Below are 15,822 nucleotides of genomic sequence, written 5' to 3'. Positions count from 1 at the left end.
CACAGTCACTAAATAGTACGCGAGAATAATTCTCGATTATGGCAGACTCAGGTGTCACAGAGTATATTTTTGACACTCAAGGCTCTATAAAATCATCTCCAGTATTGAGGGATGGAACTCTGTACGTCGGTGACGACAGCGGCTACCTGTACGCGGTAGACGCTGACTCGGGGGATGAGGAATGGCGGTACAGCACCGATGGTGGTATACATACATCACCCACAGTTTGTGAGGACACCGTCTACATCGGCAGCAGGGACGGTTACGTGTATGCGCTCGAGGCCGCAACGGGAGTGACGAAGTGGAAATTCGAAACAAACGACCGTATTGAATCTTCGCCGGTTGTGTGCAACGACACCGTGTATGTAGGCAGCGACGACACTCGTTTTTACGCCATCGAAGCTACTACTGGAGCTCAAAAGTGGCAGTTCGAAACCAACCGCCCCGTGAGGTCAACACCAGTCGTATACGAGAAGGCAGGACTCGTCTTTGTTGGGAGCAACGATGGTCATCTCTATGCGATATATACGTCGGAGGACCACTGGAGCGATGCTCGCCCTGGAAAAGAACACTGGAGTTTTGAAACCGGAGAAAAGGTCGAATCCTCACCAGACGTTGGTAGAAACACCGTCTACATCGGGGGCAGCGACAACCATCTCTACGCGATCAATACAAATTCCGGGAAAGAACGCTGGCGGTTCACCGCCGAGAGAGGTGTCACTTCTCCGGAAGTAAATAGAGGGACCGTTTACGCCGGGAGTTACGACGGCCACTTATACGCCGTTGACTCTGAGACGGGGGCCGAGCGCTGGCGATTCGAGGGTCGAGACGCGATGTCTTCCTCACCGACGGCCACTACTAATGCCGTCTATATAAGTAATCGAGATGACTCTTTGTACGCCATCGACACTGACTCGGGTGAGCGACTGTGGCAATACGACGTTGACGGCAGAGTGTGGTCGTCGCCAACAGTAAAAGAACGTATGGTTTTCGTCGGAGACACGAACGGTCAGGTCTATGCAATAGATAGTAAGAGAGCAAATCCGGCAGCCTACGACGGGCCACCGTTCCCGACGAATGGCCCCACCTCTGCGCAGTCTTTCAAAGATCCTGCGACGGAACGACACTACGCTGAGCGAACCCGCACCTCTTATTTAGTTGATCGTTTGATTGAGGTGGCCGATATTGGAGGACCGACTACTTTTGATCCAGACGCCGATGAGACAGTTTCGGTCAGTTTCGACAAAAAAGCTGAGGGACGTATGGTATACATTACTGATCATGTAGAGCCGGAAACAGCCGATGATTCAGCCGATTCTGACGACCAATCGACCGATCACTGTCCTGCCTGCGGGGAAGATGTATTTGAAGAAATCTCTCCTAATACCGAAAATGTGAATTTCTGCCCGTATTGTGGTGAAGACGTCTCAGACGTGAGTTTTGAGAAGGAGACGTCCAGTGAGTTCACCCCGTATACTCGAAACACCGTGATGGGATATTTCGAGGACGACAAACTCGAAGCGGTTTGTATTTTCCACGAGTTCCAGCACGCACCGCTATACGGTCGGGGCATCAAGTACGGACCACTCCAGAGGACGGAGACAAATACGGGTGACGTGCGCGCAGAGATGGTCTGGATGTCCTAACGCAGAACGAGCGACGGCGAACCGCGGATCTCTTGCCGGACGGCGTCGAAACGGGGGTAATGACCGACACGACCGCCGAGGAGACCGTCGCGGAACTCCGGACGATCGCCGACTACCAGTTCGGGGCCGGGGCGGGGGCTGCGCTTTTCCCCCCCGATCGCGACGGCGAGCGGACGCTCCACCGCTCGACTGGCGGGCGGCCACGGCAGGTCGTCGCGGCCGAGGGGCGGATCGTCTCCTTCGGGACCGACGGGCGGTTCACGCTGGGGCTCGTGGGGGGGCAGCGACTGGTCGACGCGCTCGATGCCCCCGCGTACCGCGTCGTCGTCGGCGAGGAGAGCGAGCCGTTCGTCCGCGACGGCAAGAACGCCTTCGCGAAGTTCGTCCGCGAGGTCGACCCCGCGGTGCGGCCGGGCGACGAGGTCGCGGTCGTCCGCGGCGACGACACCGTCCTCGCGGTGGGCCGCGCGGAGCTTTCGGCCGACGCAATGGCCGATTTCGAGACGGGGATGGCTGTGCACGTCCGGGAGGGGGCCGGGGCCGACAGCGACGGCACCGAGAAAACGGATGGCGACGGGGACATCGCCGGGTGAGCGATCGGCAACCGCGGCAACAGCAGAGGGGTATCGCAGACTGATCAGAGACCGAGCGCCGTCAGGAGCGGAACGCCGCTGGCGAGCGCCCCGAGGAGATAGCCGAGGATCGCCCCGCCGTTCAGAAGCGGGAGCCCCGCGTGCGCTCGCCCCTTCAGGACCATCCACAGCAGCGCGAACAGGCCGGCGAACGTCCCGATCATCGCCGTCAGCGCGGGGAGCGTCAGCGCCGGGAGCCCGGGGACGCCGAGCGAGGGCGCCAGCGACGGATCGAGGAAGAAGGCCGCGCTCGCGATCAACACGGTCGGGATCACGGCGTCGCCGAGACCGATGAAGAACGCGTCGCGGACGTCCTCTTCGTCCTCTCCGTTGGCGGGTACGTCCTTGTCGTCTCCGTTCTCTTCGTCTGCGGAGTCATCGCTTTCCCGCTCGTCACTGTCGTCGACTTCACCCTCCGAATCTCCCTCGATCGCTTCCGAGCGAGCGTCCGCGAGCGAGTACGACAGCGTCGTCGGGACGACCAACACCACCGGGAGGTTCAGGTCCATCACGCCCTCCGCGAGATCGAGCATATGCTCGGTGCCGTAGACGCTGATCGCGTCGTAGACGGCCAGTACGGAGAGCAAAAGGAGTGCCGGCAGGAGGCCGAAACTGATCCCGAACAGCCCCGCGGCGCCGGCGCCCATCACGACGCCAGCGGCGTCGATGACGTACCACTCGGGGTGCACGACGAGGAGAGCCGCCAGTGCGACCGACGCCCCGATCGCGGCCAGCGGCGGCAGCAACACCGAGAAGACGTACCACGCGATCGACGCGGCCGCGAGGACGACGAACCCGCGGACGATCCAATCGAGGTCGAACTTGAACGCCGCGAGCATCAGCGCGGTTGCGACGAGGATCGCGCCGATGTAGACGAGGCTGTTCGTCGGATCCGAGGGGTCCTCGACGGTCTGGTACCCCTGCTCGTAGAACGTCGGCACGAGCGCCAGCGCACCGAGTTGGACCAGGAGAAACAGCAGGGCGGCGAACCCGACGCCGGCCGCGACGCGTTTTCGCATACGCCCGAAGTTGCAACTGCCCCACCAAGGGGGTTGTGTTTCGGCGCGCTCGAAGCCGGACCGGCCGTTCGACGCGCCAGAAGCTGAGCGGGGCGACGTTACCGCGCGTACAGCCGCTGGCCGATGAGCGAGGCTTCGCGGACGCCCGCTTCGGGCGTGACGGCCACGAACGGGCGGTCGACGGGGCCGAAGACGTCGACGACGCGGCCCACAGTCGACAGCGACTCGTCGACGGCTTCGGCGCCGATGCCGGGATGATCGGGGCCCTCACAGCGAACCACGAGGAGGCCCTGTGCCATCCGTGAGACGGTTCCGAGGCGTTGCATCGTCAGTCCCGGAGGATGCCGACGTAGGCGGCAACCGCCTGCAGGAGATCGTTCTTCGTGGAGTCGTCGGCACCTTTCACGAGGACTCGACCCCGAGCGTCCCACTCCCGCGGGTGGGTCACGTCGCGTTCGATGACCGCGTCGTAGCCGATCTGCTGGACGGCCTCTGCGATCTCGTCGACCGTCGGCTCGTCGACGGCGTCGTCGAGCGGGACCCGCCGCCCGTCGTCACGAGAGACGGATGCATCGAGGTAGCGCGGCCAGATGACGTTCTCGACAGCCATAGTCGAACGACCGCGTCGCGACCGTAATACGGTTGTGGTCCGGCCGCGCCCCAGCGAGGGTCGCCAGCGGCTCACCGAACCCGCGGCGAGAGAGCCGGTCGATGCGTGGAACTTTATTCGATCGCAGCCCACGCGTCGGTATGGATCCAGACCTCGCTCGGCTCGACGAGTTCCTCTCAGACGGGGGGTTCGACGGATACCTCGTCGACGCAGACGGGACAGACTCGACTCAGCGGTATCTCTCGGGCTTCGGCGCGCCCGATCCGTTCGTCACGGTCTACACGCCCGAGACGATCGCGGTTCTCGTCTCGACGCTGGAATACGGCCGCGCACGGGCAGAGAGCCGGGCTGACGAGGTGGCGCGGCTGGCCGACTACGACTACCGAACGCTGGCCGACGAGCACGGCTCTACCGAGGCCAGAGCGCGCGTCGTCGCTACCTGGCTCGACGATCTGGGTGTCGAGCGCGTCGCGACGCCGGAGCGCTTCCCGCTCGGTCCCGCGGACAGCCTTCGGGAGCAGGACCTCACGGTCGAGCCCGAACGCGAGAACGTCGTCACCGAGATCCGGGCGGTGAAGACCGACGAAGAGATCGAGCACATCCGCGAGGCACAGACAGCCAACGAGGCGGCGATGGAGGCGGCCGAGGAGCTCCTGCAGGCGGCCGAAATCGTCGAGGACGGCGACGGCTCCCGCCGGCTCCGCCACGAGGGGGAACCCCTGACGAGCGAGCGTCTCAAGGAAGAGATCGAGGTGACGCTGCTCCGGCACGGCTGTGCGCTCGACGAGACCATCGTCGCCTGCGGCGCGGACGCCGCCGACCCCCACGACCGCGGGAGCGGGCCGCTGACCGCCGGCGAGACCGTCATCGTCGACATCTTCCCGCAGTCGAAGGCGACGAAGTACCACGCGGATATGACGCGGACGTTCGTGAAAGGCGAGCCCTCGGCCACCGTCCGGGAGTGGTACGACCTGACCCACGAGGCGCTGGAGGCCGCCATCGACGCCGTCGAACCGGGCGCGACCGGTCAGGCCGTCCACGACGCCGTCTGCGACGTCTACGAGGCCGCCGACGTCCCCACGCTGCGTTCGGATCCGACCGCCGAGACCGGATTCATCCATTCGACGGGTCACGGCGTCGGCCTGGACGTCCACGAACTCCCGCGGCTCTCCCCGGACGGCGGCGAGTTGCAATCGGGCCACGTCGTGACTGTCGAACCCGGGCTGTACGACCCGGCCGTCGGCGGCGTCCGAATCGAGGATCTCGTGGTGGTCACCGAGGACGGCTGTGAGAACGTGACCGAGTATCCGATTCAGCTGCAGGTATCGGACTGAACGGACCGGAGACGACCCGACGAGTGGCCGCTAGCTCGACGATTCGCCGGGGCTGGCAGCCCCGCCCGAGCGTCCCTTGTCATCCCGGTACGCCCGCAGCAGCGATTCGAGTGCGTCGGCTGTCGAGGGAGTGAGAACGCCCGCCTCCTGGCGGACCACACGGTCGCCCTCGACCAGGAACGCGTAGATCGTCTCCTCGTCGATGATGCCAAGGCGGCGGCGGAACGCCTGTTTGTCGACCGAGAGCAGCAGCGTGTTCTCGTGCCGGGACGTGCGTGCATTGGTCGGCGTCATTCCCCCCGACGACGAGGGCGGTAACATCCCCCTTCGGCTCCCGACGACGACCAGTTCGTAGTACGCGAAATGTTCGAAGCGGTCACACAGGTCGGACGCGAGTCCCCGCCAGGAACCCACGAGCGACCGTTGTCGCTGGTGAAAACTGACGACCAGAAGCGTCTGTTCACCGTCGAGGTCGCCGGGTAATTTCATCTTGCGACCGTTCGTGTCTTTCCCGGGGACCGTGGGAAATTTCATTTGTGAGTGTATCCGTGTTATGTCTGTTCGTACGGGCGTCCGGTCGCGGGCTGGCTGTTGCGACGAACTCCCTGCTGGAGCCTTGTGAATCGGGGGGTCGGGCGGCCTCGGAGCGGTTGGTGCATCCCGCGTGCGGACAGACTGCGGACCAGAGAATTAAATCTATGGATCCAAAAATCACACTTGATACTAGTCTGCCCACCGGAGTACCGGACGAGGTGGACGCGATCACGGCACCGAACCCCTTTTGATTGCGGCGGCGCGTAGTCGGCGGCAATGGAGGTACTCGTCGTCGGTGCCGGCGCGATGGGCCGCTGGGCCGGCGAGACGCTCAGGGCCGAATTCAGCGTCGCGTTCACCGACCGGGACCGGGCGGTCGCCGACTCCGCCGCAACCGCGGTCGACGGACGATCCGTACCGCTCGAGACCACGGAGACGTTCGCGGCGGTCTGTCTCGCCGTGCCGATCAGCGTCGTCGGGGAGGCGATCGAAGCGCACGCCGGGAAGGCGTCCCGGGCGATGATCGACGTGACCGGCGTGATGGCCAAGCCCGTAGAGGCGATGCGCAAGCACGTCCCGACGTGTGAGCGTGCGAGCCTGCACCCGCTCTTTGCACCCGAGAACGCCCCCGGCAACGTCGCCGTCGTCGTCGACGAGTCAGGTCCGGTCGTCGACCGCGCGCTGGATGCCATCGCCGAGGCCGGCAACGACATCTTCGAGACCGGGCCTGCGGAACACGACACCGCGATGGAGACGGTACAGGCGGGCGCCCACACCGCGATTCTCGCGTACGCGCTCGCGGCCGAGGACGTCCGCGAGGAGTTTGCGACGCCGGTCTCCAGAACGCTCTCCGAACTCGTCGGGACGGTCACCGGCGGCACCCCGCGCGTCTACCGGGAGATCCAGGAATCCTTCGAGGGCGCCGACGCCGTCGCTGACGCCGCACGACGCATCGCAGACGCCGACGGTGAGACGTTCGAGCAGTTGTACGAGGTCGCGGGCGAACATCCCGACCCGTCGGCAGCGGACGACCAACCCGCCCACACATCCGAGAGCAGCCACACGTCGGAGAACGACCAACGAACCGCCGACCGGTCGCAGTCCGGCGGGGACAAGTGATGATCGACCGCGAGGCCGTCCGCGCGAACGCGAAGTACCTGCGGGAAGTCCGGCCGATCGACCCGGATGAGATCCACGAGTACATCGAGGGGACGCCGCATCCCGCCGTCGTCCGCGAGACGCTCCGCGAGGAGGCGTACGACCTCGGTCTCTACGAGCGGGCGGACGGAACCTTTGTTCCGGTCACCGAGGACCCAGTACCGTTGCCGGGGTGGTCGCCCGACGCCTTCCCCGAGGAGTACGCCTTCGCCCTCGAGGACCAACTCGTCGAGCGCTACGGGCCCGACTGGCACCGCGGCGAGAGCGGCGACCGGCTACGGGACACGATCCGGCGGCTGAAAGAAGACTACTACCGGGGCAATCCGGTCGAGTACGACGCTGAGGCCGCCCTGGCGTACGCGATCTACCATCTGCCGGACTACTACGCGGCAATCGGCTACGTGCTCGACGATCTTGCCGAGCGAGAGCGACTCCCGCGGACGCTCCAAGTGCTCGACGTCGGCGCGGGCGCTGGCGGGCCGGCGCTTGGCCTCCACGACTACCTGCCGGACGACGCCGTCGTCAACTACCACGCCGTGGAGCCTTCGGCGGCGGCCGACGTGCTCGAGGAGATGCTGACGGAGACGGGGCGGAACTTCCGGCCGACGATCCACCGCGAGACGGCCGAGGCGTTCGATCCCGCATCCCTCAGTAGCGAGGGGATCGATCTCGTCCTCTTCGCGAACGTGCTGAGCGAACTCGACGAGCCGGCGGCCGTCGCCGCCCGGTATCTCGACGCCGTCGCCGCCGACGGCTCGTTCGTCGCGATCGCGCCCGCCGACCGGGAGACGTCGATCGGCCTCCGCGAGGTCGAGCGCGCGCTTTCCCCGGCGGCGTCGGACGTGTCCGTCTACTCCCCGACGCTCCGGCTGTGGCCGGACGCGGCGCCGTCGGACCGCGGCTGGTCGTTCGACCGCCGGGACGACATCGCTGCGCCGGGGTTTCAGCAGCGACTCGACGAGGCGGGGGTCGCGGACGCGGACCCGACGGGACCGCGCGAGAGTCGCAGCCCCGGCGACGGCACCTTCCGCAACGAGACGGTGCAGTTCTCGTATGCGGTCCTCCGACCGGACGGCGCCCGGCGTGCGGACGTCCGCGCCGACCCCGACCGTCACGCGAAGATGGCCGAGATGGAGCGCCACGTCACCAACCGGATCGATCTGCTGGCGGTGAAGTTGAGTCGCGATCTGACCGACGACCCGGACGCCAACCCGCTTTTCAAGATCGGCGACGGCAGCGAGGCGGTCGAACAGTACGCCGTCTCGACCGTCCAGGATCCGCTGACCGAGCCGCTGGTGACGGCGGACTACGGCGACGTGCTGGCCTTCGAGAACGTCCTGTGTCTGTGGAACGACGACGAGGGCGCTTACAACCTCGTCGTCGACGGCGAGACTGTCGTCGAGTTCGTAGCGTGAGCCCCACTCGCCGCCTGCGGGCTGCGGCGGCCGGAAAGAGGTCCGGCGGGCCGGTCGCAGTCCGCCGAGCGGTACACATTTCCCCGATCCACCGAAGTAGGGGGTATGAGTGAATCGCTCTCCGTCCTCCTGACGAACGACGATGGGATCGACGCCGTGGGGTTCCGGGCGCTGTACGACGCGATCTCGGAGTTCGCCGAGGTGATCGCCGTCGCGCCGGCGAACGACCAGAGCGCCGTCGGCCGACAGCTCTCCTCGGACGTCGCGGTCCGCGAACACGAACTCGGGTACGCCATCGACGGCACGCCGGCCGACTGCGTCGTCGCCGGACTCGAATCCCTCTGTCCCGACGTCGACGTCGTCATCGCGGGCTGTAACAAGGGGGCGAACCTCGGAGAGTACGTCCTCGGTCGCTCCGGGACGGTCAGCGCGGCCGTCGAAGCGGCGTTCTTCGACGTGCCGGCGATCGCGGTCTCGCTGTACGTCCCGGGCGACGGCGACACGCCCTGGCACGAACAGGCAGACGACACCGAAGACTTCCGTGAAGCCAAGCGCGCGACCTCGTATCTGCTCCGACACGCGCTCGGCGCCGGCGTGTTCGAGCAGGCGGATTATCTGAACGTCAACGCCCCGATCGCCGACGGCGAGGGTCCCGCGCCGCTCGAAATCACGCGGCCGTCGCGGCTGTACGATATGACCGCCGAACACGACGGCAACGGGACGATCACCCTCTACGATCGCATCTGGGAGCGGATGCGCGTCGACGACATCCCCGACCCCGAGGGGACCGACCGGCGCGCGGTCGTCGACGGCAAGGTGTCGGTCTCGCCGCTGACCGCGCCGCATACCACGGAGCACCACGAGGCGCTCGACGGCCTCGCGGAGGCGTACCTCGATACGGTCTGAGTGAGGCGAGTCCGTTCCGTCGACGTCACTTCTCTACCGCTGGCAGACTGCGACCACCCGGAGCCGCCGGTAGTCGGCGGTCCACGTGCCGTCGCGTCCCAGTCGTTCCGATCGTCCTCGCTCGGGGCAGTCATCGCTCCGAGTTGGACGCTCGATCGTATATAAACTCCCGGCCGGACGCGACCGAGCGCCGAAGGGAAACGCTCTTTTCGGGTACGGACGGATATCAGGCATATGAGCGACGGGGACGACGACACGGCCGCCGATTCCGAGGCGGAGACGCCAGCGGAGTCGACAGACGCGACGCCCGAGACCCTGAACGAACGCCTCGACGCCGTCGAGTCCGCCTTCGAGGCGGCGGAGACGGAGGCCGACCTCGACGACGCCGAGGCCGACCTCGACGAGATCGAGGCAGATCTCGAGGACACCGACCTCCCGGAACCGGACGAGGACGACGAGGATCCGGGCGAGGCGCTCGAATCGCGCATCGGGGACCTCCGCGACGACCTCGAGGCCCAGCGAGGCCCCTACGCGAGCGACGTGCTCGACGATATCGACGCGGCGCAGTCGACAGTGACCGACACCCGCTGGACCGACGCCGGGTTCCCGGCGGTGGTCGATGCGGTCTCGGCGTTCGCCGACGCCGTCTCGGAGGCGCTCGACGCCGACGTCGCGGTCGACGGGGACGAGACGGACGCCGCCGCGCTCGATGCAGCGCTTTCGGACGCAGCGGACGTGATCGAGGACGCCGACCTCGATGCCGACGACGACGCGGAGACGATCGAGACACTCGTCGAAGCAGCCGACGACCTGCAAGCCGGTCTCGACGACGCCGAAGAGTGGGACGACCTGGAGACGAACGAACAGCTGATGGCCGAAGGCTTCTACGACGTGCTCGGCCACTACAAGGACTACCCGCCGGAGCTGTCGGCGCTGAAGGAGTGGGAGAGCCGCGGCCGCGTGGATATGGTCCTGCTCGCGAAGGACAGCCTCCAGTCGGACTTTATGGAGGAACACTGTATGGACGCGCTGGTCCGGATGGCCAACGCCGACGCGTTCGAGGAGATGCACGGTCTCGCCGAGCGGCGGGACAAAAAGGCCATCAAGGCGCTCGGTCGGATGGGCGCGGGCGCCGAGGAGGCCGTCGAAACCCTCGTCGAGTACGTCGACGCAGACTCGGATCCCGGACTGCAGAAGGTGACGCTCCGCGCACTGGGCGAGATCGGCTCGACGGAGGCGACGCAGGCGATCGCTGACAAACTGGAGATGGACAACGACAACGTCCGGCCGTACGTCGCCCGTGCGCTGGGCCTGATCGGTGACACGCGCGCGATCGACCCGCTCGCCGACACCCTCGCCGAGGACGACAGCGACACCGTCCGCGCCGCCGCCGCCTGGGCGCTCCGCCAGATCGGTACCGAATCGGCCCTGGAAACCGTCGCGGAGTACACCGACGAGCGGTCCTACCTCGTCCAGCACGAGGCCGACCTCGCCGCCGCAGCTCTCGAAGACGGCGACACTGACGCAGAAGCGCCGGCGGCGTAGCGCTGAACTTTTTGTAGGATCGGCGGGCCAGACGCCCCGTGCTCGCAGGGGACCACCCCGTCCGACTCGTCTGCCTTCTTCTCGTGGTGAGCACCGCCCTCGGAAGTGTCCCAGCCGTAGTGGGCGGCAGCAGCCAACAGGCGGAATTCGGTGTGCCAACCGACAGAGCCGGTGCGCCAACCGACAGAGCGGCGGTCTCCCCCGACACGACACAGACACCAACCACTGACGCAAACACGTCGACGCCGACAGGGCCGCCGCGTATCGTCGCCGTCTTTCCGGATCCGGTGGCCGACGGCGATACCGGCGAGTACGTTGTCGTCAATCCGGGAAACGCGTCGAACTTGACGCTTTCGGATGGGGAAACCACAGTGAGCGTGCCGCCCGACGCTCCCGTCGCGCTCTCGGCAACGCCGAACGCCACTCGTTCGCTCGTCGATGTTCAGGTCGCCGAGGCGAACCTCCGCTTGTCGAATGCGGGCGAGCGCCTCCTGCTTCGCAGCGATGGCGAGGTAGTCGACCGACTTTCGTACGAGGAAACCGACGAAGGCGAACGGCTGAACGCGACGACCGGCCGGTGGACGCCGCGGGGGCTGACCCCCCGGTCGGCCGTCGAGACGGGATCGGCCACCGCGACGGCGTTCGTCCTTCCCGACGCGCCGGACGTGCCGATCGAAACCATCCGCGAGGCTGACGAGCGGCTCCTCCTCGCTGGGTACACCTTCACCTCCGCCCGCGCGGCCGACGCCCTGCTGGCTGCGGTCGACCGCGGCGTCCGCGTCCGGGTGCTGCTCGAAGGAAGCCCGATCGGCGGGATGACGACCGTCCAGCGCGACCGCCTCGACCGGCTCGTCGCCGGCGGCGTCGAGGTGCGCGTGATCGCGGGCCCGCACGACCGCTTCGCGTACCATCATCCGAAGTACCTCGTCGCCGACGACGAGGCGCTCGTGATGACGGAGAACTGGAAGCCGGCGGGGACCGGCGGACGGGACAGCCGCGGCTGGGGTGTGCGGGTAGATTCGGCGGCGACGGCCGACGAACTCGCCGCCGTCTTCGCGCACGACGCCGACGGAATAGACGCCGTGCCGTGGCGAGAACACCGGCGGAACGCGTCGATCGTCGACGGGGAGGCCGCCACCGCCAACTACGACGCGAACTTCGAACCCGCGACGGTCGATATCACGGAAACCCGCGTCCTGACGGCCCCCGGGAACGCCGGGGGAGAAATCCGGGAGTCGATCGCGGCCGCAGACGAGAATATCAGCGTCCTCGTCCCGCGAATCGATCCGGACGGTCCCTACTTCGCCGCGCTCGTCGCCGCCGCCGAGCGTGGCGTCCGCGTCCGGCTGTTGCTCTCGAACGCCTGGTACGACGCGGAGTCGAACCGGGCCGTCGTCGACCGCGTCGACCGCCTCCGCGACCGCGGGCACCCGATCGAGGCGCGGATCGCCCGACCCGCGGGTCGCTTCGGGAAGGTCCACGCAAAGGGCGCCATCATCGACGGCGAAACCGTCCTGCTCGGCAGCCTCAATTGGAACGAGGTGTCGGCGTCCGAAAACCGAGAGGTGGTCCTCGCCCTCGACTCGACGGAGGCCGCGGCGTACTACGGCGAAACGTTTCGCGCCGACTGGGAAGCCGCCGGATCAGGTCGTAGCAACGGTGACTTCCGGGTGAGACTGACGCTGGCTCTCGGTGCGCTCGCCGCAGTCGTGCTCGCAGGGTTCATTCTGCGGCGGACAGTCGAATTCGAGTGAGGAAAGGCGCTGTCGGAGGCTGCCGGGGCTCAGGTTTCGGTATCTACGATCGCCTGCGAGGAGAGTTCCTCGTCAAGTTCGGCGTCGCCCATCTTCTCGACGAGGCTGTCGATCACCGTCTCGCGCATCCCCTTGACGAACTTGATCGAGCCGACGACGAGGTGGCCACCGCCGGAGACGCCGCCGCCGACGACCTCCTCGTTGAGCTCTTCGACCATCCGCGGGATGTCGAGGCGGACGCCGTCCGAGCGCAGGACGGCGAAGTCGGGGCCGTAGCCGATCGTGATCACCGGCTCCCCGTGCTCGCGGACCTGCCGGTCGTGGAGCTTCCCGGTCGTCTTCCCCGGCGCGGGGTAGGTAAAGCGGTGGGCCCACTCGTCGAGGTCGGCGGTGTAGAGGTGTGCGCCGGAGTCCAGCCGTTCGTGTTCGAGGTGCGGCGCTGCGGCGTCCATCTGGCGTTCGATGTCGCGCTCGGCACGCGTCGCGAGGAACTCGACGAGTTCGCGGTGCCGTTCCTCGTCGTCGCAGCCGACGTTCAGGACGTCGTTGACGAGCGACTGGCCATCGTTGTAGCGCAGCCAGTGGGCGGCGTAATCGAGCGCCTCGCCGACGTCGAGGAGCCGCTTGCGGTCGTAGCCTTCGGATTCGGCGAGCGCGATGTACTCCTCCATCGCGTCGGCCTTCGAGCGGTCCGCGAGGCCGGCGACGGCGGGGACGTGTCGCAGTTCGTCGGTCACATCGGGGTCGATCATCCGGGCGAGTTCGACGCACATCATCCCCGTCGTGACCCGGTAGTCCTCGTCGTAGAGGTACGGGTTGACGTGGGCATCGAGCAGGTCCTCGACGGCCTCGGGGTCGGGGTGGTGATGGTCGACGACCGCGATGGGGACGTCGTAGTGGGCGAGGTTCTCGTAGGCCGGAACGTCCTCCTCTGTCGAGCCGTTGTCGAGCATCAGGAGGAAGGGGAGCCGCTGGCCGTGTCGGGCGCGGCCCTCGAGTGCGAAGTTCAGATCGCGCGTGACGTCCTCCATCTCGTAGTACGGCGCTTTCGAGGGCAGTCGCTTGATGAGGTGTCGGGAGGCGTCCTCGTCGTCGTGGACCGACTCGATGAAGTTCGAGAGTGCGAGCTGAACCGGCACCGACGCGCACATCCCGTCACCGTCGGCGTGGTGACGCACGCGGATCGGCCGTCCCTCCAGTACCGTCCGGCGAAGGAGCGCTGCGAGTTCCTGCAGGTCCGCGCGGAGTTTCTCGAAGGCGGGCCATTCGATGAGCGGCTCGACGGAGGCGGGCTCGGCCCGCTCGTCGAAGGTCGTATCGAGGCGTTCGCGCGCCTCGGCGAGTTCCTCGTCGGCGAGTCGGGTCATCGAGTCGACCTCCAACTGGAGCGACCCCTCGTGGGCTTCGACGTCGCCGCCGATCCGGACGACGTCGTCGATATCGACAGCCGGGAACGCGCGGACGCCCGCCTCACGGAACGCGGCCGCGGAGACGATTCCCGTCTCGTCGGCGATCCGGAAGACCGTCGGGCCCCCGGTCTGTTTGATCTGCGCCACCTGGCCCTCGATGTGGACGGTGTCGCCCGCGTTCAGCCCCGCGATCGGGGAGATATCCGGTTCGTGGTCGACGACGACCGTCTGGTACGTCGATCCGGTGAACACGTCGAAAGCGAGGTCGCCGTTCTCCTTGATCTCCTCGAGCGTCACCGTCAGGCGGTCGCCGACCTCGTAGGAGCGATCCAGGTTCGATTCGTGGACGAGCCCCGAGACTTCGTCGGAGATGTCGACGAAGACGCCGTACTCGACGACGCCGTTGACGACGGCGTGGTAACGATCGCCCTCCGCGACGTCTTCGAGCGTACAGTTCGGTGCGAGATCGTAGACGACAGGTCGCGAGTCGGCCTCCGAATCCGGAGAAGACTCGCCGCCGGAATCCCCGGCGTTATCGGCGTTCATATGGTCTGACAGTGGTGCGCCGCGGTTAAGACTTTACAATCGGCGCGCGCCGGACGTCAGTTTGCAGTTGCTCGGTTTCGCCCCCGACCGGAACCCTTAGAAGGCGACCACCCCGAATTTCGGCTATGCGACTCTTCCGGTCGAGCGAGGTACTCGGCATCGCTGCCGACGCCCTCGACTTCGCACGGGAGGCCGCCGGCGAGACTCACCCGGACGAGTATATGGGATTACTCCGGGGCGAGGACGCCGAGGGCCTCGGCCTCGATCGCTCGGGGACCGTCATCACCGACGTGCTGATCATCCCGGGGACGCGCTCGAACCCGATGAGCGCGACGGTCGACTCCAATATGATCCCGAACGACAGCCGGTCGGTCGGATCGATCCACTCCCATCCGAACGGGGTCCTCCGGCCGAGCGACGCCGACCTGGACACCTTCGGGCAGGGCGACGTACACATCATCCTCGGGCATCCCTACGGACCGGACGACTGGGAGGCGTTCGACCAACACGGCGACATCCGCAAACTGGACGTCCTCGACGTCGACCTTCCGGATCCCGAGGACTTTTTCGATTTCACCGAGGAAGACCTAGACGTCGACTACTCCGAGGACTACCGGAGTTCCGGGGGGCGTTTCCAGTGAGAGAGCGCGTCGTCGCGCAGGGCACGTTCGACCTCATCCATCCCGGCCACGTCCATTACCTCTCGGAGGCGGCGTCGATGGGCGAAGAACTGCACGTCATCGTCGCCCGCCGGGAGAACGTCACGCACAAAGAGCCGCCGGTACTACCCGACCGGCAGCGCCGCGACGTCGTCGGCGCCCTCGACGTGGTGACGGCGGCGCACCTCGGCCACGAGGAGGACATCTTCGTGCCGATCGAACGGATCGACCCGGACATCATCGTGCTCGGTCACGACCAGCATCACGACGACGAGGCGCTCGCGGAGGCACTCGCCGCCCGCGGAATCGACTGCGAGGTCGCTCGCGCGTCCGCACGCGAGCCACAGTACGACGGCGAACTCCTTTCGACGGGCCGCATCGTCGATCGGATTCTCTCGGAGCGCGGCGGCGACGACGCGGACGCCGAAGTCGAGATCTCGGACGTCGACGGCGGATGACCGGCCGCGTAGATCTCGGACGTCGACGGCGGATGACCGGCCGCGTGTCACCGACGTCGGGGTAACGTGGCCGCTGGCGAAACAGCGGAACGAACTGGACACGGATTCCGACGAGTCAACCGACTGCCCGGACGGGATCGAGCGGACACCTGCTCGTCAAAATAAGCGAGCGGAGTCGGATCGATCGCGGGAGAGAA

The 15,822-nt window shown here is 66.5% G+C and carries 15 protein-coding genes; 10 read left to right on the top strand and 5 right to left on the bottom strand.

The window, feature by feature from the left end:
- The first annotated feature begins 38 nt into the window (after positions 1-38).
- Together RJT37_RS07925 and RJT37_RS07920 are read left to right on the top strand one after the other, a co-directional pair.
- Complete coding sequence (locus RJT37_RS07925; RefSeq protein WP_313689220.1) at positions 39-1,646, top strand: outer membrane protein assembly factor BamB family protein; 1,608 nt, start codon at positions 39-41, stop codon at positions 1,644-1,646.
- 59 nt (positions 1,647-1,705) lie between these two features.
- Positions 1,706-2,239 carry a PUA domain-containing protein gene (locus tag RJT37_RS07920; RefSeq protein WP_313689218.1) on the top strand — a complete coding sequence of 178 codons (534 nt, stop codon included), beginning with the start codon at positions 1,706-1,708 and terminating at the stop codon, positions 2,237-2,239.
- Positions 2,240-2,283: 44 nt separating this feature from the next.
- On the opposite strand, the gene RJT37_RS07915 is transcribed toward RJT37_RS07920, so the two are convergent.
- The 3 genes from RJT37_RS07915 to srp19 form a co-directional block, all read right to left on the bottom strand.
- Entirely contained in the window at positions 2,284-3,297 is a 1,014-nt protein-coding gene (locus tag RJT37_RS07915) for a presenilin family intramembrane aspartyl protease PSH (protein ID WP_313689216.1), read from the bottom strand.
- 98 nt (positions 3,298-3,395) lie between these two features.
- Positions 3,396-3,623, bottom strand: a complete 228-nt coding sequence (locus tag RJT37_RS07910) for an H/ACA ribonucleoprotein complex subunit GAR1 (RefSeq protein WP_313689214.1) — start codon at positions 3,621-3,623, stop codon at positions 3,396-3,398.
- A gap of 2 nt (positions 3,624-3,625) precedes the next feature.
- On the bottom strand, positions 3,626-3,907 hold the full coding sequence (gene srp19, locus RJT37_RS07905) for a signal recognition particle subunit SRP19 (protein ID WP_313689212.1): 282 nt from the start codon (positions 3,905-3,907) through the stop codon (positions 3,626-3,628).
- Positions 3,908-4,047: 140 nt separating this feature from the next.
- On the opposite strand from srp19, the gene RJT37_RS07900 reads away from it, so the two are divergent.
- A complete protein-coding gene (locus tag RJT37_RS07900; protein WP_313689210.1) occupies positions 4,048-5,241 on the top strand; it encodes a M24 family metallopeptidase in 1,194 nt (397 codons plus the stop codon).
- A gap of 30 nt (positions 5,242-5,271) precedes the next feature.
- Here the strand turns inward: RJT37_RS07900 and RJT37_RS07895 are convergent, their stop codons facing one another.
- Positions 5,272-5,730 carry a hypothetical protein gene (locus RJT37_RS07895; RefSeq protein ID WP_313689209.1) on the bottom strand — a complete coding sequence of 153 codons (459 nt, stop codon included), beginning with the start codon at positions 5,728-5,730 and terminating at the stop codon, positions 5,272-5,274.
- A 321-nt stretch (positions 5,731-6,051) separates the two neighbouring features.
- Here RJT37_RS07895 and RJT37_RS07890 point away from each other — a divergent pair, with 321 nt between their 5' ends.
- The 5 genes from RJT37_RS07890 to RJT37_RS07870 all read left to right on the top strand — a co-directional run bounded on the left by RJT37_RS07890 (position 6,052) and on the right by RJT37_RS07870 (position 12,553).
- The gene (locus RJT37_RS07890; protein ID WP_313689208.1) at positions 6,052-6,894 is read left to right on the top strand and encodes a prephenate dehydrogenase/arogenate dehydrogenase family protein; all 843 of its coding nucleotides are present in this window, start codon (positions 6,052-6,054) and stop codon (positions 6,892-6,894) included.
- On the top strand, positions 6,894-8,348 hold the full coding sequence (locus tag RJT37_RS07885; protein WP_313689207.1) for a small ribosomal subunit Rsm22 family protein: 1,455 nt from the start codon (positions 6,894-6,896) through the stop codon (positions 8,346-8,348). The genes RJT37_RS07890 and RJT37_RS07885 overlap by 1 nt, the downstream gene beginning before the upstream one ends.
- Before the next feature lie 105 nt (positions 8,349-8,453).
- Positions 8,454-9,254 carry a 5'/3'-nucleotidase SurE gene (gene surE, locus RJT37_RS07880; protein WP_313689205.1) on the top strand — a complete coding sequence of 267 codons (801 nt, stop codon included), beginning with the start codon at positions 8,454-8,456 and terminating at the stop codon, positions 9,252-9,254.
- Between the two features lie 234 nt (positions 9,255-9,488).
- Positions 9,489-10,799 (top strand): HEAT repeat domain-containing protein, encoded by a 1,311-nt coding sequence (locus RJT37_RS07875; RefSeq protein WP_313689203.1) that lies wholly within the window; start codon positions 9,489-9,491, stop codon positions 10,797-10,799.
- A gap of 152 nt (positions 10,800-10,951) precedes the next feature.
- On the top strand, positions 10,952-12,553 hold the full coding sequence (locus RJT37_RS07870; protein ID WP_313689201.1) for a phospholipase D-like domain-containing protein: 1,602 nt from the start codon (positions 10,952-10,954) through the stop codon (positions 12,551-12,553).
- Between the two features lie 29 nt (positions 12,554-12,582).
- Here RJT37_RS07870 and han read toward each other — a convergent pair whose 3' ends face one another.
- Positions 12,583-14,508 carry a Hef-associated nuclease gene (han, locus tag RJT37_RS07865; protein WP_313689199.1) on the bottom strand — a complete coding sequence of 642 codons (1,926 nt, stop codon included), beginning with the start codon at positions 14,506-14,508 and terminating at the stop codon, positions 12,583-12,585.
- Between the two features lie 125 nt (positions 14,509-14,633).
- Here han and RJT37_RS07860 point away from each other — a divergent pair, with 125 nt between their 5' ends.
- On the top strand, positions 14,634-15,149 hold the full coding sequence (locus RJT37_RS07860; protein ID WP_313689197.1) for a Mov34/MPN/PAD-1 family protein: 516 nt from the start codon (positions 14,634-14,636) through the stop codon (positions 15,147-15,149).
- On the top strand, positions 15,146-15,625 hold the full coding sequence (locus RJT37_RS07855; RefSeq protein ID WP_313689195.1) for an FAD synthase family protein: 480 nt from the start codon (positions 15,146-15,148) through the stop codon (positions 15,623-15,625). The genes RJT37_RS07860 and RJT37_RS07855 overlap by 4 nt, the downstream gene beginning before the upstream one ends.
- Positions 15,626-15,822: the final 197 nt, after the last annotated feature.

The sequence above is a fragment of the Halobellus marinus genome, from assembly GCF_032113415.1.
GTDB lineage: Archaea > Halobacteriota > Halobacteria > Halobacteriales > Haloferacaceae > Haloquadratum > Haloquadratum marinus.
The sequence above is the reverse complement of the archived record's forward strand: the minus strand, read 5'-3'. Positions and strand labels throughout refer to the sequence as shown.

Bases quoted from the DNA above. Each gene is read 5' to 3' on its own strand.
- RJT37_RS07925 (WP_313689220.1), top strand. From the start codon at position 39: ATGGCAGACTCAGGTGTCACAGAGTATATTTTTGACACTCAAGGCTCT.
- RJT37_RS07920 (WP_313689218.1), top strand. From the start codon at position 1,706: ATGACCGACACGACCGCCGAGGAGACCGTCGCGGAACTCCGGACGATC.
- RJT37_RS07915 (WP_313689216.1), bottom strand. From the start codon at position 3,297: ATGCGAAAACGCGTCGCGGCCGGCGTCGGGTTCGCCGCCCTGCTGTTT.
- RJT37_RS07910 (WP_313689214.1), bottom strand. From the start codon at position 3,623: ATGCAACGCCTCGGAACCGTCTCACGGATGGCACAGGGCCTCCTCGTG.
- srp19 (WP_313689212.1), bottom strand. From the start codon at position 3,907: ATGGCTGTCGAGAACGTCATCTGGCCGCGCTACCTCGATGCATCCGTC.
- RJT37_RS07900 (WP_313689210.1), top strand. From the start codon at position 4,048: ATGGATCCAGACCTCGCTCGGCTCGACGAGTTCCTCTCAGACGGGGGG.
- RJT37_RS07895 (WP_313689209.1), bottom strand. From the start codon at position 5,730: ATGAAATTACCCGGCGACCTCGACGGTGAACAGACGCTTCTGGTCGTC.
- RJT37_RS07890 (WP_313689208.1), top strand. From the start codon at position 6,052: ATGGAGGTACTCGTCGTCGGTGCCGGCGCGATGGGCCGCTGGGCCGGC.
- RJT37_RS07885 (WP_313689207.1), top strand. From the start codon at position 6,894: ATGATCGACCGCGAGGCCGTCCGCGCGAACGCGAAGTACCTGCGGGAA.
- surE (WP_313689205.1), top strand. From the start codon at position 8,454: ATGAGTGAATCGCTCTCCGTCCTCCTGACGAACGACGATGGGATCGAC.
- RJT37_RS07875 (WP_313689203.1), top strand. From the start codon at position 9,489: ATGAGCGACGGGGACGACGACACGGCCGCCGATTCCGAGGCGGAGACG.
- han (WP_313689199.1), bottom strand. From the start codon at position 14,508: ATGAACGCCGATAACGCCGGGGATTCCGGCGGCGAGTCTTCTCCGGAT.
- RJT37_RS07860 (WP_313689197.1), top strand. From the start codon at position 14,634: ATGCGACTCTTCCGGTCGAGCGAGGTACTCGGCATCGCTGCCGACGCC.